This is a genomic window from Mucilaginibacter myungsuensis (genome assembly GCF_015222005.1).
Lineage (GTDB): Bacteria > Bacteroidota > Bacteroidia > Sphingobacteriales > Sphingobacteriaceae > Mucilaginibacter > Mucilaginibacter myungsuensis.
Map to the genome: position 1 here is coordinate 207464 of NZ_JADFFL010000008.1, position 21133 is coordinate 228596.

20 protein-coding genes and 1 tRNA gene are annotated in these 21133 nt (G+C 45.4%); 11 read left to right on the forward strand and 10 right to left on the reverse strand.

Translation table 11 applies throughout. The features are described from left to right. The first annotated feature begins 110 nt into the window (after window positions 1-110). On the forward strand, window positions 111-578 hold the full coding sequence (gene yiaA / locus IRJ16_RS18810) for an inner membrane protein YiaA (protein WP_194113191.1): 468 nt from the start codon (window positions 111-113) through the stop codon (window positions 576-578). Between the two features lie 68 nt (window positions 579-646). On the opposite strand, the gene IRJ16_RS18815 is transcribed toward yiaA, so the two are convergent. The 3 genes from IRJ16_RS18815 to IRJ16_RS18825 all read right to left on the reverse strand — a co-directional run bounded on the left by IRJ16_RS18815 (window position 647) and on the right by IRJ16_RS18825 (window position 4022). Then, window positions 647-2281: an ABC-F family ATP-binding cassette domain-containing protein gene (locus IRJ16_RS18815; protein ID WP_194113192.1), complete on the reverse strand. Its 1635-nt coding sequence runs from the start codon at window positions 2279-2281 to the stop codon at window positions 647-649. Window positions 2282-2580: 299 nt separating this feature from the next. Continuing rightward, window positions 2581-3666: a hypothetical protein gene (locus tag IRJ16_RS18820; RefSeq protein WP_194113193.1), complete on the reverse strand. Its 1086-nt coding sequence runs from the start codon at window positions 3664-3666 to the stop codon at window positions 2581-2583. A gap of 268 nt (window positions 3667-3934) precedes the next feature. After that, window positions 3935-4022, reverse strand: a tRNA-Ser gene (locus IRJ16_RS18825). A 309-nt stretch (window positions 4023-4331) separates the two neighbouring features. Here IRJ16_RS18825 and IRJ16_RS18830 point away from each other — a divergent pair. Beyond that, window positions 4332-5303: a polyprenyl synthetase family protein gene (locus IRJ16_RS18830; RefSeq protein ID WP_194113194.1), complete on the forward strand. Its 972-nt coding sequence runs from the start codon at window positions 4332-4334 to the stop codon at window positions 5301-5303. A gap of 24 nt (window positions 5304-5327) precedes the next feature. Further along, on the forward strand, window positions 5328-6377 hold the full coding sequence (locus tag IRJ16_RS18835) for a TerC/Alx family metal homeostasis membrane protein (protein ID WP_194113195.1): 1050 nt from the start codon (window positions 5328-5330) through the stop codon (window positions 6375-6377). Between the two features lie 50 nt (window positions 6378-6427). On the opposite strand, the gene IRJ16_RS18840 is transcribed toward IRJ16_RS18835, so the two are convergent. From IRJ16_RS18840 to IRJ16_RS18855, 4 genes are all read right to left on the reverse strand, one after another. Further along, window positions 6428-6598, reverse strand: coding sequence for a Sec-independent protein translocase subunit TatA/TatB (locus IRJ16_RS18840; RefSeq protein WP_194113196.1), 171 nt, complete (start codon window positions 6596-6598; stop codon window positions 6428-6430). A 34-nt stretch (window positions 6599-6632) separates the two neighbouring features. Beyond that, window positions 6633-6923: a helix-turn-helix domain-containing protein gene (locus tag IRJ16_RS18845; RefSeq protein ID WP_290246097.1), complete on the reverse strand. Its 291-nt coding sequence runs from the start codon at window positions 6921-6923 to the stop codon at window positions 6633-6635. A 450-nt stretch (window positions 6924-7373) separates the two neighbouring features. After that, complete coding sequence (locus IRJ16_RS18850; protein WP_194113197.1) at window positions 7374-8237, reverse strand: carbohydrate kinase family protein; 864 nt, start codon at window positions 8235-8237, stop codon at window positions 7374-7376. A gap of 60 nt (window positions 8238-8297) precedes the next feature. Further along, window positions 8298-8612 carry a Dabb family protein gene (locus tag IRJ16_RS18855; protein WP_194113198.1) on the reverse strand — a complete coding sequence of 105 codons (315 nt, stop codon included), beginning with the start codon at window positions 8610-8612 and terminating at the stop codon, window positions 8298-8300. A 38-nt stretch (window positions 8613-8650) separates the two neighbouring features. On the opposite strand from IRJ16_RS18855, the gene IRJ16_RS18860 reads away from it, so the two are divergent. After that, window positions 8651-9124: a hypothetical protein gene (locus IRJ16_RS18860; RefSeq protein WP_194113199.1), complete on the forward strand. Its 474-nt coding sequence runs from the start codon at window positions 8651-8653 to the stop codon at window positions 9122-9124. Between the two features lie 147 nt (window positions 9125-9271). Here the strand turns inward: IRJ16_RS18860 and IRJ16_RS18865 are convergent, their stop codons facing one another. Next, window positions 9272-10138: a cupin-like domain-containing protein gene (locus tag IRJ16_RS18865; protein ID WP_194113200.1), complete on the reverse strand. Its 867-nt coding sequence runs from the start codon at window positions 10136-10138 to the stop codon at window positions 9272-9274. 193 nt (window positions 10139-10331) lie between these two features. Then, on the reverse strand, window positions 10332-11207 hold the full coding sequence (locus IRJ16_RS18870; protein ID WP_194113201.1) for a cupin-like domain-containing protein: 876 nt from the start codon (window positions 11205-11207) through the stop codon (window positions 10332-10334). 553 nt (window positions 11208-11760) lie between these two features. Between IRJ16_RS18870 and IRJ16_RS18875 the strand changes: the two genes are divergently transcribed. Then, window positions 11761-12849, forward strand: a complete 1089-nt coding sequence (locus IRJ16_RS18875) for a PKD domain-containing protein (protein ID WP_194113202.1) — start codon at window positions 11761-11763, stop codon at window positions 12847-12849. A 69-nt stretch (window positions 12850-12918) separates the two neighbouring features. On the opposite strand, the gene hemW is transcribed toward IRJ16_RS18875, so the two are convergent. Next, on the reverse strand, window positions 12919-14040 hold the full coding sequence (gene hemW, locus IRJ16_RS18880) for a radical SAM family heme chaperone HemW (RefSeq protein WP_194113203.1): 1122 nt from the start codon (window positions 14038-14040) through the stop codon (window positions 12919-12921). A 152-nt stretch (window positions 14041-14192) separates the two neighbouring features. On the opposite strand from hemW, the gene IRJ16_RS18885 reads away from it, so the two are divergent. The 6 genes from IRJ16_RS18885 to porN all read left to right on the forward strand — a co-directional run bounded on the left by IRJ16_RS18885 (window position 14193) and on the right by porN (window position 21063). Further along, entirely contained in the window at window positions 14193-15170 is a 978-nt protein-coding gene (locus IRJ16_RS18885; protein ID WP_194113204.1) for a DUF4271 domain-containing protein, read from the forward strand. Between the two features lie 32 nt (window positions 15171-15202). Next, window positions 15203-15961 carry a uroporphyrinogen-III synthase gene (locus IRJ16_RS18890; protein ID WP_194113205.1) on the forward strand — a complete coding sequence of 253 codons (759 nt, stop codon included), beginning with the start codon at window positions 15203-15205 and terminating at the stop codon, window positions 15959-15961. Between the two features lie 290 nt (window positions 15962-16251). Further along, entirely contained in the window at window positions 16252-17583 is a 1332-nt protein-coding gene (porK, locus tag IRJ16_RS18895; RefSeq protein WP_194113206.1) for a T9SS ring complex lipoprotein PorK/GldK, read from the forward strand. Window positions 17584-17649: 66 nt separating this feature from the next. After that, window positions 17650-18456 carry a type IX secretion system motor protein PorL/GldL gene (gene porL / locus IRJ16_RS18900; protein ID WP_194113207.1) on the forward strand — a complete coding sequence of 269 codons (807 nt, stop codon included), beginning with the start codon at window positions 17650-17652 and terminating at the stop codon, window positions 18454-18456. A gap of 56 nt (window positions 18457-18512) precedes the next feature. Then, window positions 18513-20036, forward strand: a complete 1524-nt coding sequence (gene porM / locus IRJ16_RS18905) for a type IX secretion system motor protein PorM/GldM (RefSeq protein ID WP_194113208.1) — start codon at window positions 18513-18515, stop codon at window positions 20034-20036. 7 nt (window positions 20037-20043) lie between these two features. Next, window positions 20044-21063 (forward strand): type IX secretion system ring subunit PorN/GldN, encoded by a 1020-nt coding sequence (porN, locus tag IRJ16_RS18910; RefSeq protein ID WP_194113209.1) that lies wholly within the window; start codon window positions 20044-20046, stop codon window positions 21061-21063. The last annotated feature ends 70 nt before the right edge of the window (window positions 21064-21133 follow it).

Sequence of the window (21133 nt, forward strand, 5' to 3'; positions counted from 1 at the left end):
AATGTAATATATCTATTTAATATATTGTCAGTATTTTGATGATATTGATTTCTCCGGCATTATTTTGCACCGCACATTTGCTTCCATATTAACAACAAAAACAACATATTATGGAATCGCTACAAAACCGTACAGAAGAAAATTCAGCTTACGCTAATTTTGGTCAAAAGAAAAACAACCCATTTAAGCCTACCGGCGCATTTATAGGCGCATCATGGTTGGCTTTATTATTAGGCGTGGCAGGTTACTGCATAGGTTTGGGCAACGCCGCCATGGGCCTGAACGAAAAGGGCTATTATTTTACCATCTTGTTATTCGGCCTGTTTGCCGTGATATCGGTACAGAAAAGTGTGCGCGATCGCGCCGAGGGACTGGCCGTGACCGACCTTTATTACGGCATCAGCTGGTTTGCCACCATTGCCGCCATGGTGCTGCTGACCATCGGCCTGTGGAATGCCGATATTGACCGAAGCGAAAAAGGATTTTATGCCATGGCGTTTTGCCTAAGCATGTTCTCGGCCATCGCCGTACAAAAAAATACCCGCGACGCTAAGATGTTCGCGGATAAAGAGCAGTAACGTAGCGGTTGCCAAACCCGCGGTGCTTTGCCTTAGGCAAGCCCGCGGGTTGTTTTATTAAAAGGTGTTTAGCTTTGCTCTATTTGCTTTAAGCTGTCCATCTTTTTGTAAGCCAAAAAGCCTTTAATATCTTCAAAGTGCTCGCGCACGCGCTTGTTGCCAAATTCAAATACTTTGGTTGCAAGTCCGTCTAAGAAATCACGATCGTGAGATACCAGGATCAACGTGCCATCAAAATCCTTAAGAGCATCCTTGATGATGTCTTTGGTTTTCATGTCCAGGTGGTTGGTGGGCTCATCCAGTATCAGCAGGTTCACAGGCTCCAACAACAGTTTGATCATGGCTAAACGGGTCTTTTCACCCCCCGAAAGTACCTTTACTTTCTTAGTGGTATCATCGCCGCTGAACATGAATGCGCCTAACAGGTCTTTGACCTTTACCGTGCCATCACTCAACGGGATCTGATCAATGGTCTCAAATACGGTCGCGTTCTCATCCAGCAACGCGGCCTGGTTTTGGGCAAAGTAACCGATCTTGGCATTGTGGCCAACTTTTAAGCTGCCTTCAAAGTCAATTTCGCCCATAATGGCTTTGATCATGGTAGATTTACCTTCGCCATTCTTACCAACAAAGGCCACTTTCTCGCCACGTTCTATCACCATAGCTGCGTTCTTGAACACCACATGGTCGCCATAGCTTTTGCTCATGTCTTCCACGATCAAAGGGTATTGACCCGAGCGCGGCGACGGTGGGAATTTCAATCTTAAAGCCGAAGTATCAACCTCGTCTATCTCAATGATCTCCAACTTCTCCAGCATCTTTACGCGCGATTGTACCTGTAAAGTTTTAGAATAGGTACCTCTAAAGCGGTCTATAAACTCCTGGTTATCGGCAATAAAGCGTTGTTGCTCTTCGTAAGCTTTCAGTTGGTGTACGCGTCGGTCGGCACGTAGCGTAAGGTAATGACTATATTTAGCTTTATAGTCATATATGCGGCCCATGGTCACCTCGATTGTGCGGTTGGTGATATTGTCGACAAAAGCCCTGTCGTGCGATATGACCATTACCGCCTTGGCCGAGTTGATCAGGAAATCTTCCAGCCATTGGATACTCTCGATATCCATGTGGTTGGTAGGCTCATCCAATAGGATCAGGTCGGGCTTTTTCAGCAGAATCTTAGCCAGCTCGATACGCATTCGCCACCCACCCGAAAATTCCGATGTCGGCCGGGTAAAATCCTTACGCTCGAAGCCTAAGCCTTTCAGCACTTTCTCGGCTTCGGCATCGTAGTTGGTATCCTCAACACTGTAAACTTGTTCGCTTAATTCCGACACGCGTTCGATCAGTTTCATGTACTCGTCACTCTCGTAATCGGTGCGGGTGTTCAGTTGCTCGTTCACGTAGTCCAGTTCTTTTTGCAGTTTGTTAACTTCGGCAAAGGCTTTCATGGTCTCTTCAAAAACGGTAGCCTTATCTTCGGTAAGCAAGTGCTGCGGCAGATAAGCGATCACTGCTTCTTTTGGTCCGGTCACGTTACCGGTGGTGGGCTTGGTCTCGCCGGCAATTATCTTAAGGATGGTTGATTTACCGGCACCGTTTTTACCCATCAGGGCTATTTTATCGTTCTCGTTGATGGGGAAGGTAACGTCACTAAAAAGGGTGGTCCCGCCAAAAGAAACAGAAATGTTATTTACGTTGATCACAGTGTGCTGTTTTGAAATTTGGCGCAAAGATAACTTTAATTAAGGGGTTTGCGGAATGGAGTGCGGAAATATCCGAGTAAGCGAAAAGCTTGACGGGCCGGCAGTTTGGCGTAAATATAGATGTTGTTTGTTTTATAGACCGAGCGACCCGCTGAGGATGCAAATAGCACCCGGCAGCATTCAGCAAGCTATTTGAACAGAAAACAGATTATCCCCTTGGACTTAGGGCGGTCTTTTAATTGACTTTCACCGTAAAACATCGGTAGTGGCGATCCACTACCGATGTTAAGTATATTTTATTAGTGTTCAGACTGCCCCGGTATCTCAGGTATCCCCGGGTCATCTAATACCTGCACTGCGGTCCCGTCGCCTACGGCTTTCCAGTCGTGCAGTACCCAAACCACCTTTTTATCTTTAGTTACCTCGATCATTTGAGGCCCTTTGCCATTTTCGCCGCGCGAGGTGAAGATCGTATTCCCGTTAGCCAGCCTGGTACAGGTTTGCGGTGCCGATGCAAATTGATATTGGGCCGGTAGGTCTGTCTTGCAATTGAACTCCCACACGGTCTCTTTTTTAGCGTTAACTTCAAAGGTGCGCCATTCATTTTCGTCGGTTATCAGTGTGTTGCCGTTCTTCAGGCGGATGGCGGCCCATGGCTTTGATGTATTGTAACTCCATATCTCGTTAAAGTCCTTATCGTATTCAACTACTTTTCCCTGGCTCAGATAGGATAATAGATAGGTACCCTGGGCGGTCAGCCTGCCACGCCTGAACTGGCCATGCACACCACGCAGATCCGCGTTTTGATAGGGTATCTCGCGCTCCAGTTCTGTTTTACCTGTCTTATAATTAACAATGTATATTTTAGGCTTTGCAGCATTCACTACAAACATCACTTTATCTAAGCCGATAGGTTGGCAGGCATGCACTTCGGCATGATCCGGACCGGTAGTAGGGAAGTCCATTTTCCATAATACCTTTTTATCAGGCGTAATGATGGAAATGTACTTCATGCGTGTAAATACGATGTTGCCGTTCGATAGCATCCATACATCGTCATACTCATAACCCTTGCCTGTTTGGTATGTCCATATCACTTTACCGTCTTTGATCAGCGACATGCGGGTATTGTTCTCACCCACATACAGCATTGGATGCTGTGCAAGACCTTTCCCCGGAAGGTTGGCCGGTTGTTCTTCGCCCGGCTTGATCATGGTCGATGGCTCTTCTTGAGGTGCCATTGCGGGTACGCCCGGGGATGTGAATAGATGAAGCACGTCCATACAAGGCGTTGCGCTTGGTTTGTCTTTTTTTTGCGCCGACACAGGCACGGCCGAGGCTGATAATAACAATGCTATCATCAAGGTGTTCTTCTTGGTCTTCATAAAAGGTTGAATAAGATCTGTAATTTTTTTAGGCTAATTGGTGACGCTATATTACCGGTTTTTATAACATAAAACGCTCAATGCCAGTGTTAAATCAACGCAATCGTTGCCGTTAGCTAACAAGGTGTCCGGACAAAAAAGCCCTGACGCAGGATGGTCTGCCGAAAGATCTATGTCTTAGTTTTGAGGAAATTGAACAGTGTAGAAATTGAAAAACCCACTTAATTGTAGTTTTAAGTGGGTTTGACCTGAATTGGATATTGATCTGCGGAGAGGGAGGGATTCGAACCCTCGATACACTTTTGGCGTATACACACTTTCCAGGCGTGCTCTTTCGACCACTCAGACACCTCTCCGTGTCGCGATAAACAAAGTAAACACTCTGTTTTGCGGAGGGCAAATGTAATACAATTACCAACCATATTCAACAGAAAAAGCGCTTGCTTACGCAAACGCTTTACAAACAAAATTCTATATGCTAAATATCAATGCGTCCGGCCAACGCACCACCATAAGCCGAGGCATTTATAGGTAAGACGATGCCATTAAGCTAAGGTTTAACCGTCAAAAAAATATTTGTGTAAATGGTGTACGGTTTTTTTAACTTATGTTTGCCGATAATATAACACTAACATCATCAACGGAAACTACGCTGCTACCGCCCAATGCTAAGCATTAACGAGATCAAGAAACCCATTGCTACCGATATTGACGTTTTTGAGGGCCGTTTCAAGGCCTCGATGCAAAGTTCGGTGCCGCTGCTTGATCGCATTACTCACTACATCGTTAAGCGCAAAGGCAAGCAGATCCGCCCCATGTTCGTATTCTTTTCGGCCAGTTTGTGCGGCGGCATTAATGAGTCGACACACCGCGGGGCCGCTTTGGTAGAACTACTGCATACCGCTACTCTGGTGCATGACGATGTGGTAGACAACTCGTACCAACGCCGGGGCTTTTTCTCTATCAACGCTTTGTGGAAAAATAAGATAGCTGTACTGGTAGGCGATTACCTGCTATCTAAGGGGTTGCTACTCTCTATCGATAACGGCGATTTCGGCCTGCTCAAGATCGTATCCGAAGCGGTAAAACAAATGAGCGAGGGCGAATTGTTACAGGTAGAGAAAGTGCGCCGGATGGATATAGACGAGCCGGTGTATTACGATGTTATCCGCCAAAAAACGGCATCGCTTATTGCGGCTTGTTGCGCTTGCGGGGCCGCATCGGGAGGTGCTGATGAGGCTACGGTAGAGAAGATGCGTTTGTTTGGCGAGCATATTGGCATCGCGTTCCAGATCAAGGATGATATGTTCGATTTTGGTACCGACGATGTGGGTAAACCTTTGGGTATCGACATCAAGGAGAAAAAAGTGACCCTCCCGCTCATCTACGCGCTGAAGAATTGTACATCGGCCGAGAAGAAGGAGATGATCAACCTGGTGAAGAACCATAACGACGACCCGATCAAGATCGGCCGTATCATCGATTTTGTAAAAAGCAAAGGCGGACTTGAATATGCCGGCACACAAATGAAGGTTTATCAGGATGCCGCTTTCGAGATACTGAACACTTTCCCCGCCGGCGACGCACGCACGGGTTTAGAGCAATTGGTACGGTACACTACCGAGCGTAATAAATAATACAATACCCCACCACATAGATATATGAGCAACGAGCTTTGGATAATGATAGGTTTTGTAGCCTTCATTTTTTTAATGATGGCTATAGATATGGGCTTGTTCGGCAAGTCTGAGCATGCCGTGTCGCTTAAACAGGCTGGTATTACCAGCGCCGTTTGGGTGGGTATGGCTATCGGGTTCTACTTTTTGGTACTCAACTTTGGTGATAGGATACATGGGGTGGACAATATGGCCCGCCTGCAACAGATCAACGCCGACCACTTTCATAAACTCAAACTCCCTGATAGTTTTGACGCGGCATTGTTGCTCTATAAAAAGAACCTCGCGTTGGAGTTCATTACGGGTTACACTATCGAGTACGCGTTATCGGTAGATAATATCTTTGTGATGGTGCTCATCTTTTCGGCGTTTGGGGTAGAATCAAAATACTATCATAAGGTATTGATATGGGGCATTATCGGTGCGCTTATTATGCGGTTCCTGTTTATTTTTGTGGGTGCGGCATTGATCAATAATTTCCATTGGATATTGTACGTGTTCGGCGTGTTCCTCATTTATACGGGCGTGACCATGTTCATTAACCGTAATAAAGAAGACAAGGTGGATCCGCAAAACCACCCGGTAGTTAAATTTGCTTCGCGATATTTCTCTGTTCACCCACGGTTCGAGGGCGGCAAGTTCTTTATTAAGATAGATAAAAAGAAACTGATCACGCCGCTATTCTTAGTACTGCTGATCATTGAGGCTACGGATCTGGTATTCGCTATCGATTCTATCCCGGCTATCTTCTCGGTCACTAAAGATCCTTACATCGTGTTCTTTTCAAACATTTTTGCCATTATGGGCTTAAGGTCGATGTTCTTTCTATTAGTGAATGTGATAGATAAGTTCCATTACTTAAAGACAGGACTGGCGGTGCTTTTGGCTTTCATCGGTGTAAAAATGCTGGTGGGTGAGTATGCCGAACACATCGGGTTGACGACCATGCGGTCGCTCATTATCATATTGGCCATTTTGGTGGTCAGCGTGGTGGCATCGTTGGTGTTCCCTAAAAAGAAGGTCGGGCGCGCTTAAAAAAAGCTTTAAAACAAATAAGGGGCATCTTTTGGATGCCCCTCTCTTTTTTAGACCGCCTTGGCCTCTTCGGCTTTCGGCTCCACTTCATCTTTCCCTTCCTGGGCGGTCTTAAACTCTTTTACGCCTTTGCCTAAGCCGCGCATTAGCTCCGGTATCTTTTTACCTCCGAACAGCAGTAATACCGCGCCGGCTATCAACATTATTTCGGGTGCTCCCATGGTGTTATTGTTTTAGAGTGAATGAGTAATTTTATCAGGCTACCTTTTCCATAACGGCAGGCGATGTCTTTCTGTTGTTAAGAGCCGGCCCTAACAGGTCAAGCAGGTCTATATTTAATATGTTGGCTATGCCGGCCAATCGCTCAACCGTGATCTTGCACTTACCAAGTTCTATTTTACTGTAAGCATTTTGGCCGATGCCTAATTTAACGCCCATATACTCCTGTGAATAATAAAGGCTTTCGCGTAGTTGCCTAATGCTGGTGGCTAATTGTTTAATGTCTATCGCGTTCATTTTAATGTTGTGCGATGATATCGTTGTCACCGCTTTATTGGTTTATATGGTTATGTACGATAAAAACACCCGGCAGATCTTAACTATTGATAAAATTGAACGTTTATACTACTCTGAAAAGTAGTGATCGGCGCGCTCCTATCAATTAGCCTGATACTCCGTTGTGGACCATCGTGTTAACACAACCAGCGGCTATATACAATGTTTAACAATAACTTAACCTTTTTAGGAATAGGTAAGGTTGGGCTTTTAGCCATGAATATCGCGGTAATATTCACGAATGTTGGTGTTCGGTCAAATAGGTAGATGGAGCACAAAAAGCTACGAACGGGAGTCCTGATCGACACTATTTTTATCTGAACCCGATCTATCGAGTCAAGTAACTGCCGGAATTACCTTGTAGACCGTCTACTGGTCAGAGCATTTAACCCCGACCAGTAAACGATCATTGTGTAGCAAATGAAGCCGAAGGCGTAATGACTACAGTAATCCTTCGGGATATACCGGATTTGCGCCGCGTTGGGTGGCAACGTAAGCGCCTACTTTGCAGGCGCGGTCCAATATTTCGGGAATCGGGCGTTCATCCAGCAACCCGGCAATAAACGTGGCCAAAAACGAGTCGCCGGCGCCAACGGTGTCTACAGCGTTAACGGGCACTCCTGCATGTTCGTATAGCTTTTCATCATGCCAAACAATAGCGCCATCGCCACCACGAGTGATCACAATGGTATCGTTATGGTACGTTTTTTGGAACTCAATGATCTTGGTTTGCAAAGCATCGCCGTTGCTGCTGCCGATGAGTAGGTTGGCCTCATCCTCGTTCATCTTAATAATGTCGGCCTTGGCAGCAAAGAGTTCTAAAGTACTTAGTTCATAATGTGGTGCACGCAGGTTAACGTCAAAAACCTTTATCGCGTCGCTTTCATCCAGTAGGGTGTGTAAGGTATCGCGGGTAGTTTTATCGCGTGCGGCCAGGCTGCCAAAAACGATCACGTCGGTCGCTTTGGCGGCATCCAGCAGCTTATCATCGGCTTTAATGTTATCCCATGATACGGGCTGAGGGATAATATAGGTAGCATGCCCGTGATCATCCAATTGAACGGTCACCTCGCAGGTGGGTAATTCCTTGTCGTGCTGGATCAGGTCCGAATACAGACCATTATTTTTCAGGAAACCGGCCAGGTCATAGCCCGATGCATCGGTACCGATCCTGCTGGCGAATAAGGTATCCACGCCTTGCTGCACCAGGTGGCGGGCCACATTCATAGGCGCGCCGCCTGCCATTTTCTCTTCGCCAAAGGCGTCCCACAAAACTTCGCCGAAGCTTAAAACTTGTTTTCCCATAAAAGGATGGTCATCTATTATTGATGAGTTGTTGTATCGTCAAATTGTTTTGATAGTAGCTTACGCGTCCACGCTATCCAGCACCATCACTTTTTTACAAAGCGGACCTGCATATTGCTCACGGAAGATATCGTGCAGCGGATCTACCTGATAATGATCGTGATCGGCCAGGCTGTCAAATAATACCAGCAGCGATATATCGTAGCTGCGTTCTATTACTTCGCGCTCTTCGCTCTCGGCAGGTACACCGATGTGGATCTGGCGGATAGAGGTAATGGGTAACATGATCTTAAGGCCCTCGATCAGTTTGGCTTTGTCGGCTTTATCGTTCAGCCAAAAGTAAACCTGGTGGCTAAAGGTGTTGGTTAATAGCATAGGTCAGTAAAAATTGATATCGGTAAATATAGAATAAAATGGCGGCGTGCAAGGTAGCCGATCGATGCAAGAATAAAATTGATAATTTTGTGGCGATGAATATCGTACCATTTACATCTGTTGGCAACCTTTATTTTACCGATACACGGGAAGGATTGCGCGAGAAAATAGGCGAGGAGTATCAATCAGGCATCGATGACCTGGGCGGATATAAGTCGTACTACGATTTTTACCAGGGCCGCGACCTGCTGATCTATTTTGACGAGCAGGACGTAGTGACCGCTTTCGAGTTCTTCTCTCCCGAGGCTGAATATCGTGATATCGATATCCTAAGTGAAAGTTATGATAAGCTGATCGGCTTATTTAAAGTATTCGACCCGGGGATCACCATTGATGAAGGTGGTTTTGATGCTCCCGAATTAGGCTTACGTGTACACACGCCCGATTCGGAACAAGGTGGGGACGTGCCCGAGTCGGTACTGATCTACAGGCGGGATTATTATGAGGACTGAGGTTTGAGGAATACGGCACCAAAGGCCTTCAAAAGATCATTTGCATTGGATGGTCAGAAATATCTGCCGCAGAATTATTAAAACGGTAAAATTCAGTGGTAATTTAAGGGTATATAGTGTATACACTCGCTCCGTATACACCTACGGTCATCGTATCGACCGCTCTGCCCGCTTAATTGCCACTCGTTCACGGTAGTTAGCATACTTGCCTTTAAAAGCCATCTTAAGCATACTATCCAAGCCCCCTTTAACCGCCAAATTGTACAAACTTGCTAATTTTCGACTGATAGAAGCATCCCAGGCGCGCAGGCTAAGGGAGTAGGACCCGTCTACATATTTCATCCAATGCCAGTAGCCTGTCGGCATAAACAGGGTGTCGCCGTGCTCTAAAAATACTTCCTGACCTTCAACGCCTTCCAATGCCGGGAATTTTTCGGTGTTGGGGTTGGCTACGTCGTAATCTTCTAAGGCGTAGGTGGCATTGGGCAGGCAATACAGGCGGCGTTTCCATTTGTTCTCGAACAGGATGATATGCTTGCGGCCACCAAAGTGAGTATGGAAAATATGCGGCAGGTCGATATCATAGTGCAGGAAAGTTACCGAATTAGATCCGCCGAAGAACATGCCGGGCATGCTCTCAATAAAACCACCCATCAATTCTTTAGGCATCTTAATGTCGTTCAGCAGTTGCGGGGCGTGTTTAAAAATGTTGAAGAAGAAGATGCGTAGCTCTGTCGGCTTTGAGCGGATCAGGTCCATATAGTCGCCAAATTTCATCTCGGCTACCGACGAGTTGATTGGTTTGGTAGGGTCGGCCTTAGCGTTATTGTAAAGCGGGACGGTGCGGTCGCCTACCACTTGTTTTAAATATTCGGGGGTCCATTTATCGCGGGCGGGCCAATCTTTGGTCAGCCCTTTGATCACCAATGGACGGCGCGGTTTCAGGTAATGTTTAACAAAATCCTCCCTGCTGATGGTGTCTACCACATCAACTGGTGCCAACTTAAAGCCCATGCTAATATATAAGTGTATTGATGCGCTGAAAGCCGAACGCCCGGTCCGCGAAATACGAGCCAAAGAAACAAATTAAAACTTTGGCGAATATTATCGGTGGGTTAAGTTAAGGTTAGATTTAAGATGTGAGACATGAGATGTGAGATAGGAAAGGGGCTAACCCTTTCACCTTTCACCTTTCACCTTTCACCTTTCACCTTTCACCTTCTATGGCTTTGTTAGCACGCTTGATCGCCAACTGTTCTTTCCAGTCCATGTATTTGCCCTTGAAGTTCCTTTTCATGATATCATCGAACTTGCGCTGGATGGTAAGGTTGTATAAACTCTTAGCCTTAATAGCCCAAGACTTATCCCAAGCCCTCAGCGATATAGAGAACGATCCATCCAGGTACTTCATCCAATGCCAAAAACCGGTCGGCATAAATAGCGTGTCGCCATGCTCCAGAATGACCTCTTGGCCTTCTACACCGTCCAATGCAGGGAACTTATTAAAGTCGGGTTTCTCGATGTCGTAATCCTCTAACGCATAAGTGGCAAATGGTATCTTGTATAGGCGCTCACTCCATTTATTGTCGAACAAGATCACATGTTTGCGACCGTTGAAATGGGTATGAAAGATATGCGCCAGGTCGATATCGTAATGCAGGAACGTAATAGATCCCGCACCACCGAAGAACATATTTGGGTATTTATCTAAAAAGCCACCCATCAGGTCGGTAGGGGAGCGGTAATCATCCAGCAGGGCAGGGGCATGTTTGATCGGGTCGAACAGGAATATCCGCAGATTGGTCGGTTGGGTTTGGATCAGGTCGATATAATCCGCGAATTTCATTTCGGCCGCCGATGCATTGATCGGTTTTGACGGGTCGGCTTTAGAGCTATCGTAAAGCGGTACAATTTGGTCGCCCACTGCTTCTTTCAGGTATTCAAAGGTCCACTTTTGCAGGGCGGGCCAGGTCTCGGTAGCCTTGCGGATGACCAAAGGGCGGCGTGGTTCTAAATAGTTCTTTACAAAATCTTCTTTACTGATGGTATCGACACGGTCGATAGGGGTAAGTATCAAACCCATAACAATAATTTAAACGCGCCAAAATTAGGCAAAAATACAAATGCTCGAAACCCAAAATAGTTTTTGATATCCTGTTGACAAATTTGTCCTCACCATTAAAAGTTGTAGCCAATTGGCGAGTGGTTCGATAATAAAATACACTAACTGTAATTGGATTGGTTGCCGGTTGAAATTAATTAAAAGTGGTTAAATGTGATAAATACATTTATTTTCGGTATCGATTGCGTAAACTTTTGGGAACGTTTGCGTGAATTTATATAGAGGTTTCGGTACACTATCCCAATAAAAACTACTAATATAGTTTAACCAAAGGCCCGTCCCCGGGGCTAATAACCAAAAGAAACCATTTATGAAAAACCACCAGACCCCTATCTCCACCCTAAAGTCAGGCTGATAATGCCCGCCAACTTCGTGCCTCGGTACTGATCAGTTCCTGAGGGTGTCCTTCTTAACAACATCCAATAGGTGTTGACAGGATAACCATTGCCCAAATTCTGGGCTTGCAATTCATAAAATAACCCTTTATAAACCTTTTAATTTTAAAGAACCTATCATGAAAAAGATGTTGACCAACGCGCGCAACTTACGTGCGCTACTATTTGCCGGCTGCCTTATCGGGGCATCGGCCTGTAAAAAGACTGATCTAATAGTACTGCCTGAACCCAATGTGGTAAACCCGATAACCGATTTCGAGATCACTCGCGATCCTAACGATATCTTTAAATACACATTCAAGAACAAGTCAGAAAAGTTCAAAAAACTGGAATGGCGCTTTGGCGACGATACGCTTAAGACCGACAGTAACCCAACCCATCGTTATTTTACTACCGGTAAATACCTAATGAATTTGACCACCATATCGGCCACCGGTCATAGGTCAAAAAAGCAGATCGATATCAATATCCACCCGGATAGTGTAATGCGCATCACTACCCAAAAGCTGCCGGGTAATCAGATCAGATATGGTTTGGTTGCAAAAGCGCCGATCGGATCGGTAACATGGACGTTTAATGAGGTATCACCGGCGGTTACCACCACAGAGGCTAACCCAGTGCGCACATATGAGCCGGGTACTTTTAATACTTTCACTGTAAAAGTGACCACTGTGGCCGGGTCTACGGTAAGCATCACCAGTAATAATGCCACAGCCGAAGGCGTTTTGCAGGACATTACTCAACTTAGGGAGGGCTACACCATATCGGCCGAAAATACTTACGGCGCTAATGAGAACTCGACCAAATTGCTTGATGGTAGCGTAGAGACCAAGCTTACCATGGGCGGCCGGGACGGGCGTTGGTTCACCTACCCGTTGCAAGTGAGTTTGAATTATACAGTGGCGCAAACGGTTAAGATGTATTGCATTGGTAACGCTAACGATCTGCCCAATCGTGATGTAAAAAGCTGGAGCGTACAAGGATCTAACGATGGTATCACTTGGGAAATCCTTGATCAGCGGGTAATGGCGAAAACATTTTTTGCGCAAATGACGGACAAGGGCGCTACCACCGATGCACAACGGTATAAGAAATTATTTTTCTACGCCATAGCGGATCCAAAACCATTCTTTAAGTATCGCTTGTCTATCGAATCTAACTGGGGCGAAGCTGCCGTACACATAAGCGAGTTCAGAATATACCGATAGATCGGTATCCGGCCATATGTTAAAGCCCTTATCCGCAACATGCTGGTAGGGGCTTTTTGATGATAGACGTTAAAAGAATAATTCGCCCGCAATGTGGTCGGCGTATAGTTTGCCGCTAAGGGTAAGTGTTAGTGTATCGTTATCTTGTTTCAGCCAGTCCTTGGTAAAAAATGGGCGGGCCTCTTTTTGCAGGATGGTTTTGGTACCGGCTGCAATTTGCTCCAACTTGCTTAGGTCCAGCCCCCATTGGGTACGGAGCGATGTCATGATGTATTCGTTCAACCTGTTCTCTTCAGTCAACTCTTCTACCTCAAATGGTAATTTATTATCGGCAAGTGCGGCTAAGTATTTTGCGTTGTTGGCAACGTTCCATTGGCGGGTATCGCCGTTAAAACTGTGTGCCGACGGGCCTACGCCAAGGTATTTTACACCTTTCCAATAATTAGTGTTATGGCGCGAGTATTGGCCGGGTTTGGCAAAGTTAGATATCTCGTAATGTTCAAAGCCGCGTTTTTCCATCTGCTCCATCAACATCAGAAACTGGCCAGCGCTCTGCTGGTCACTAAGAGGAGGTGTTTTTTTGTTCTTTACAAAGGTTGCCAACGCGGTGCGCGGCTCTACCGTAAGTGAGTAGGCCGATACATGTGGTATATCAAGGCCGAACAAGGTATCCATATTATGCTTCCATTTAACGTCAGTAAGCATGGGGTAGCCATAGATCAGGTCGGCGGTGATATTCTCGAAGCCTGCATCCTGCGCCCGTTTTACCGATGCTTCGGCCTCGGCGGCGTGATGTGCACGGTTCATCCAAAGCAGGTCCTCGTCAAAAAAAGACTGTATCCCAATACTGAACCTGGTCACCGGCGTTCGGCGTAAACTTTTAACTGCGGCGGCATGCAGGTCATCCGGGTTAGCTTCGAGGGTGATCTCTGCGTCCGACGCTACCGTGTGCAAGCCTGTGATGGTATTAATAATGCGGTTTATCTCATCCGCATTTAATAACGAGGGTGTGCCCCCGCCAAAATAAATGGTGTTGATGGTCTCGCCCCCAAGGTAATCCTTTTGCAGGGTGATCTCCTTTGCGATCGATCCTACCATTTCGTCCCGGTACTTCAGCGAGGTGCTAAAATGGAAATCGCAATAGTGGCAAGCTTGCTTGCAAAAGGGGATATGGATATAAATGCCTGCCATGGAAGGGACAAAGGTAGGTATTTTGCTTTGTTGTCATGTGTTAGGCTCTCATTAGTCTAAATACCAAAGGTAGAATGACAGCGCAGCGAAATGACAACGAAGTAAATGACAGCACAGCTTAATGACCCAATTAAAATTTTTACCTTTGCGCCGTGAAGCGGTTTATGATCCTTTGTTTATTGATGCTCGGGTTTTTCGGGCAGGTCAAAGCACAGGATACATCTGCCGTTACAGCGGTTGTTCAACAACGCCGCGATTCCCTGCCACGTTATCGTAATGCGGTGATAGACAGTGTTACAGCCGCTATGGCAGCCCGCCAAAAATTTGTCGAAGATTCCATCCGGATGCATTATATCGCTTACCCCGATTCTAACCGGGTGAATATGATGATGGTGCAGATCATGAACGATAGTAACCTTGTTTATAAAGGTTATGGTTTTTTAGATGTGAAGCTTAAGCCCAAAACCATCGTAAAAGAAGGCCATGCCAAGCTAACGCGCGACCCATGGATCATTGGGGTTATCCTGCTCTTATTATTATTTGGCGGGGTAGTAAATGTATTTATGGGTAAGGATGTAGAAACAGTTTTACGATCTTTTTACATTAAGCGATCTACCCAGGCCGGTAAAGAAGAAAGTTTGCTTAACTCGCAGGCATTCATTGTACTTTTTATCCTGTTCGGGTTAATATCCGGGCTGTTCATCTATCAGGTGTCGGTGGTAAAGGAGCGTTATTATCCGGTGTCGGGCATTCAGCTGTTTTTATGGCTGGCGCTTGTGGTAGTATTGGCTTTTGCGCTTAAGTTGTTGGTATTGTGGCTTATAGGTTTTATTTTTGATATGGGAAAAGTTGTGGGCGAATATATCTCGATACTATATCTTACCTACTTTAATATCGCCTTTGTTTTTTTACCGCTCACGTTGTGTTTTTGCTTATTGCCGGTCCGTTATTCGGGTTATATACTAAATGTTGCGCTCGTACTTGCCGTGGTGATCTTTATATGGCAATACCTTAGGAGCAGCGTAAATATAATTTCCAATTTTAGATTTCATAAGTTTTATTTATTTATCTATCTTTGTGCCCTCGAAATTTGCCCTGTCTTAATACTGATAAAGGCGTTAAATATATAGTACGGTAAACTAATTGTTAGAACGATCTTAAGTTGGAAGAGAGAAAGAAAAAGGTTAAAAGTATCCTTGTTACTTTGCCAAAACCGGAGAATGATAAAAATCCTTATGCCGAATTGGCTAAGAAATACAATCTGAAGATCGATTTTAGGTCGTTCATTCATGTTGAGGGTGTACCTGCAAGTGTTTTCCGTAAAGAGAAGATCGCTTTGGCTGATTTTAGCGCGGTGATCTTCACCAGCCGTAACTCTGCCGATCACTTTTTCCGCATTTGCGAGGAAATGCGTTTTGAGGTACCGGTTGATATGAAGTATTTCTGCTTGACAGAGAACATCGCCCTGTATCTTCAAAAATATATCCAATACCGTAAACGCAAGATCTTTTTTGGCAAACAGACCGCAGCCGATCTGGCCGAGGTACTGAAAAAGCACAACGCAGAGAAATTCCTTTACCCATGCTCGGACGTGGCTGCCGAGGAGACCCAAAAGTTCTTGTTAGATAATGGTTATGATTTTACGCCTGCAGTGCTTTTCCGTACCGTTTGCAGCGACCTGTCTGACCTGGCCGAGGTGTTTTATGATATCATCGCGTTCTTTAGCCCGTCCAGTATCCAATCATTGTACAAAAATTTCCCCGATTTTAAGCAGAATAATACCCGTTTAGCGGCATTTGGTGCAACCACGCACAAAGCACTTGTCGAGGCCGGGCTTATCCTGGATATCCCTGCGCCAACTCCGAATGCGCCATCTATGACCATGGCCATCGAACAATACATCAAACAAGTGAATAAGTAAGCGGTTATCCTTGTAATGGTACAACTTTTGCGTTTGCTTTTAAATTAGTCTAAAAGCGTAACTTTCGCGGCTTAACTGCGTAAAAAGGGGTACTAATTACATTTAGATTAACGGTTGAGCATAGCTTATTTATTTAACCCGCATGGCAATAAAATGACAATATTTGTGTTACTTGAAACATAAACCCCTTGGTGTATAAAATTTATTTTGTGGTTTAATAATTCTAAAATTAATATATTCGGGGGCTAATTGGGGCTATTGCTTATATATGAACCGATTTGATTTTTAAGATGAAGCAGATATACTTTCTATTTACTTTACTGGTCTGTGCAATTATCAGCGGTTGCGGTATTCTCGGCAATTCGGGTGGTGATAATGGTGAATTAAGGCCACCTCCGCAACGGGCCTTCCGCGCTACTATGCCTTACGGCATGGTTTATATCCCCGGCGGATCGTTCCTGATGGGAGAGACCGACCAAGATATTACGTTCGGTCAAATATCACAAAAAAAGCAAGTTACGCTGGCGCCGTTCTTTATGGACATGACCGAGGTAACCAACTCACAATACCGCATGTTCGTTAACTGGGTGCGCGATTCTATTGCTGTTAACTGGCTTAACGATCCCCGTTATTACATCAAACCTAAGGGTGCTGCCGGTGCTGCTTCGGGCAAGCAATTTATTAACTGGGATGCTGTTAATAAAAAGTACCCTCTTTGGAAATCGTCAAAAAATGCTGTTAACCCAAATACGGCAAAACTGCAAGGTATGTTCTATCAGAACGATGACCGCGTTTTTGACCGCGATGAGATAGATGTACGCTTGTTAAAATATACCTATTCAGATCTTGATCTGCGTGCCGCTGCTAATGGCCGTAGCGATAAGTCTAAAAAACGTTCGGACTATATCAGTCGCGATACCGTGGCTATCTATCCGGATACGTTAGTTTGGTTAAGCGATTTTTCTTATGCCGCTAACGAGCCAATGGTGCAGGATTATTTTTCGCACCCGGCCTATCAAAACTATCCGGTTGTAGGTGTTACCTGGCGCCAGGCTGTTGCTTTCAATAAATGGAGGTCGGCTTATAATAACGCTTACATGGATAAAACCGGGCGTGCAAAATATCACCGTGCACCTTACAACTTGCCTACTGAGGCCGAGTTTGAGTATGCCGCCCGTGGCGGCCGTTTAGCTGCAGATTTCCCTTGGGGCGGCCCTTACATCAAAAATGCTAAAGGTTGTTTAATGGCCAACTTTAAACCGGGCCGTGGCGATTATGCTACCGATGGTGGTTATTACACCGTTAACGTTCGCTCATACTTCCCTAACGACTATGGTTTGTATAACATGGCGGGTAACGTAGCCGAGTGGACCGTATCTGCCTGGGACGAGTCTGCATCTTCTTTCGTTCATGACCTGTCGCCAACGTTTACCTATAAAGCCAAAGCAACAGATTCTGAAGTTTTGAAACGTAAAGTTGTTAAGGGCGGATCTTGGAAAGATATCGGCTGGTTCTTACAGAACGCGCACAAAACTTACGAGTATCAGGATACTGCAAAATCTTATATCGGTTTCCGCAGTGTGACCAGCTATCAGGGACGCGATATTAACGACAAACGCTAAATAGCGCTCTATTCTTATCACGATCGGTCTATAATCGAAAACTAAAAACGAACTATTTATAACTGTATGGCTTTGAAAAAAAAACCTTTCGGTCTTGGTAACGTGATCTCTATCGGCGCTACCGTTGTGATCATTGGATTGTTGTTTAAAATACAACACTGGAAATTTGCCGAGATCTTTATCACTGTAGGATTGGGTGCCGAGGCGGTGCTGTTCTTACTGATAGGCTTGTTTCAGCGTGAGGACGAAGATGTGGATTGGACAAGGGCATACCCCGAGTTAAATAACGATTTTAAAGGAGAATTGCCTGTAGCTACCACCCGTGGTGGCGGTGGTTCAGCCCCGGCGCAGTCTACAGCTGCTTTAGATAAAATGCTGGCCGATGCCAAGATCGGTCCGGAACTGATCGGTAGCTTAGGCGAAGGCCTGCGTACCTTTGGCGATAAGGTAGCCACTATCTCAAAAGTATCTGATGCCAGCATCGCTACTAACGAGTTTACCGCCAGCGTTAAAGCAGCCAGCGTTAGCTACAATAACCTAAGTGTTTCTTTCGAGAAAGCATCAGCCAACTTAAGCGAGATGGCAAATTCTAACATCGACTCTAAAGCGTATCACGATCAGATCAACTCGTTAGCCAAAAATCTTTCGGCTTTAAATGCGGTGTACGAGTTGGAATTACAGGATTCGAGCGCGCACTTAAAATCGATGAACAAGTTCTATGCTAACTTGTCGTTAACGATGCAAAACTTTAACGAGTCGATAGCTGATACGCAATTGTTTAAAGAAGAAGTTGGCCGTTTAGCTAAAAACCTGGCATCACTTAATGCGGTGTATGGGAACATGCTTACTGCGATGAACCAGCCACGCACTTAATACGATACCTAACATTAGTCTAATAACACATCATCTTTAAAAACTAAAGGATACAGATGGCCGGAGGTAAAGAAACCCCAAGACAGCGAATGATAGGTATACTATACCTGGTATTGCTGGGCTTAATTGCCCTGAGTGTACCGGATAGTTTGCTGGATGCGTTCAAAAATATAACGAATAGCTTAGACCAATCCCGCGCTAATGTTACCGAAAGCTTGAACGATACGTACAAAGCTTTCGAGGCTAACAAGTTAAAGCAGGAAGGCGAGCGTGCCCAAAAGATATTGACAGAAGCCCGTAAAGCGAGCGCTATTACCGAGGATCTGGATAAATACATTGAAGAAGTAAAGGCCGAACTGATCAAAGAAGGCGGCGGTATCAACCCCGAGATCAATGACGTGGATGCCCGCGATAACCTTGACATTTCTCCGCGTTTAATGGTGGATGGAAAAAAAGCCGACGTACTGCGCGAAAAGATCGATGCCACCCGCGAAGGGTTGTTAGCCCTTTTGGGCAAGGACCGTAATGGTGTTAACTTCTCTTTAAATACTTCTGATCCTTTGCAAAAACCGGGATCGGTTAAAAAGAACTGGCAAGAAGGTTATTTTGGTAATGGTATCCCATTGGGCGCTGCATTGACCACGCTTGCTAAGATACAAGCCGATAACAAGAATGCCGAGAACGAAGTCGTTAAAAAGATATTAGGTAAGGTAGACAAAGCTGAGATCAACTTAGATCAGTTTAAAGCGGTTGTTGTTGCGCCAAGCAGCTATATTATTGCCGGCCAGCCATACACTGCCGAGGTTTTCCTGACGGCTTACGATAAAAATGCTACCCCGACCATTACGGTTGACGGCAGATCGGTACCGGTCAGCAATGGCACAGGTAAATTCACATCTACCTACGGCGAGGGTGTACATAAGTTCCGTGCATCAGTTTCGGTACGTGGTACCGATGGCCAGATCAAAACCTATATGTCTGATGAGCAAAGTCTGACAGTAGCCCGTCCATCGGCAACTATCTCGCCAACTAAAATGAATGTATTATACATTGGCGTGGAAAACCCGTTGTCTATCTCGGCACCCGGCGTTCCTGTTGGAAGCATCAGGGCGTCTATCAGCGGTGCAGGTGGTGATCTTTCTGGTTCGGGTGGAGGTTATTCTGCAACTGTTAGGTCTATCGGTACTGCCAAGATCACCGTGTCTGATGATAAAGGCCACGTGTTGGGCGCTATGGATTTCCGTACTAAACGTATCCCGCCGCCAAAGGCGCAATTTGCCGGTAAGAATGGCGGTTCGATCAGCGCGGCTAATGCCAGGGCGCAGGATCGTTTGTTTGCCGTGTTAGAAGGTTTTGATTTCGCGGCTAAATACAGCATTACTCGTTTCCAGATGTATGTTGCCAAACGCGGTCAAGATCTGATCCAAAAAACGAATACAGGAGCGGAACTTTCGGGCGACGTTAAGGCATTGCTTAACACGGTGACCCCAGGTTCACTTATTTACTTTGAAGGGATCATTGCTGTTGGGCCGGACGGTATCCAGCAGGAAATAGATCCTATAGCTATTAAAGTTAATTAATGTTGTTATGAAGAAGCAACTTTTTATAGTAGGCTTGTGTTTGTTAAGTGTTAGTGCTTTTGCTCAAAAAGGAAAGACGACCACTAAAAAGGCAACCCCTACAAAGAAAACCAATACTGCTGCTAAAAAGCCCGCAGCAAAGCCTACCACATTGGGCGGTGCTGGTAATGCCGGTAATGGTGGCGCAGGGCAATCGCTTACAGATACTTTGCCAAAGAATGCAAAGTTGACCGATACTACTGCTTTTGAGCGCCCTATGGATGGCTATTTTAAAAAGGCCACTATCCTAAGCGCCAAAGTGACCCCTTACGCCCCGTTGCGAGAGGCCGACATTGCCATGAAAAAGCGTGTTTGGAGAGAAATAGATACTCGCGAGAAGTTAAATAATTACCTGTCCTCGCCCAAAGCGCGTTTGATAGACGTTTTGTTAGAGGCTATTAAGCGAGGTGAGCTGACTGCTTACGACCCAACCCCGAATCCCGATCCGAAAAAGGAAGACCCGGATGGTGATGCTTTTGCAACACCATTGAGCAGCGAAGCTGCACTGGCCAAACTATCCGAAAGCACTTTGGTAGAAAAAAGGGACGCTGATAATAATGTTATCAGCAGTAAATTGGAGGCAAACCCGGTAAATCCTGATAGTATCATACGTTTCAGGATCAAAGAGGATTGGTTGTTTGATAAACAACGTTCGGTTTGGGAGCCGCGTATCATTGGTATTGCCCCGCTGGTAAAACCAAAAACCAATTTTGAAGGTGCAGATTTTACGCCTGCTTTTTGGATCCATTTCCCTTCGGCGCGTGATATCCTTGCCCATAAAGAGGTAGTTGTTCAGGACAATGACGCGACCGGCTTAAGCTTCGACGATATTTTTATGAAGCGTATTTTTGCAAGTTACATTGTAAAAGTATCTAACAATAAGAACGAGCGTATTCGCGATAATTACAATGGTTTGGATAGGTTGTACGAATCAGAACGTTTGAAAAAGCAACTGATGGATTGGGAGCTTGACCTTTGGCAATATTAAGATATAGATATAAGTAGCTAAGAGCCTCCCTGTTTTGGGGAGGCTTTTTTGTTGGATGATGTTGTATCTA

Bases quoted from the DNA above. Each gene is read 5' to 3' on its own strand.
- yiaA (WP_194113191.1), top strand. From the start codon at position 111: ATGGAATCGCTACAAAACCGTACAGAAGAAAATTCAGCTTACGCTAAT.
- IRJ16_RS18820 (WP_194113193.1), bottom strand. From the start codon at position 3,666: ATGAAGACCAAGAAGAACACCTTGATGATAGCATTGTTATTATCAGCC.
- IRJ16_RS18830 (WP_194113194.1), top strand. From the start codon at position 4,332: ATGCTAAGCATTAACGAGATCAAGAAACCCATTGCTACCGATATTGAC.
- IRJ16_RS18835 (WP_194113195.1), top strand. From the start codon at position 5,328: ATGAGCAACGAGCTTTGGATAATGATAGGTTTTGTAGCCTTCATTTTT.
- IRJ16_RS18840 (WP_194113196.1), bottom strand. From the start codon at position 6,598: ATGGGAGCACCCGAAATAATGTTGATAGCCGGCGCGGTATTACTGCTG.
- IRJ16_RS18850 (WP_194113197.1), bottom strand. From the start codon at position 8,237: ATGGGAAAACAAGTTTTAAGCTTCGGCGAAGTTTTGTGGGACGCCTTT.
- IRJ16_RS18855 (WP_194113198.1), bottom strand. From the start codon at position 8,612: ATGCTATTAACCAACACCTTTAGCCACCAGGTTTACTTTTGGCTGAAC.
- IRJ16_RS18860 (WP_194113199.1), top strand. From the start codon at position 8,651: ATGGCGGCGTGCAAGGTAGCCGATCGATGCAAGAATAAAATTGATAAT.
- IRJ16_RS18865 (WP_194113200.1), bottom strand. From the start codon at position 10,138: ATGGGCTTTAAGTTGGCACCAGTTGATGTGGTAGACACCATCAGCAGG.
- IRJ16_RS18870 (WP_194113201.1), bottom strand. From the start codon at position 11,207: ATGGGTTTGATACTTACCCCTATCGACCGTGTCGATACCATCAGTAAA.
- IRJ16_RS18875 (WP_194113202.1), top strand. From the start codon at position 11,761: ATGAAAAAGATGTTGACCAACGCGCGCAACTTACGTGCGCTACTATTT.
- hemW (WP_194113203.1), bottom strand. From the start codon at position 14,040: ATGGCAGGCATTTATATCCATATCCCCTTTTGCAAGCAAGCTTGCCAC.
- porK (WP_194113206.1), top strand. From the start codon at position 16,252: ATGAAGCAGATATACTTTCTATTTACTTTACTGGTCTGTGCAATTATC.
- porL (WP_194113207.1), top strand. From the start codon at position 17,650: ATGGCTTTGAAAAAAAAACCTTTCGGTCTTGGTAACGTGATCTCTATC.
- porM (WP_194113208.1), top strand. From the start codon at position 18,513: ATGGCCGGAGGTAAAGAAACCCCAAGACAGCGAATGATAGGTATACTA.
- porN (WP_194113209.1), top strand. From the start codon at position 20,044: ATGAAGAAGCAACTTTTTATAGTAGGCTTGTGTTTGTTAAGTGTTAGT.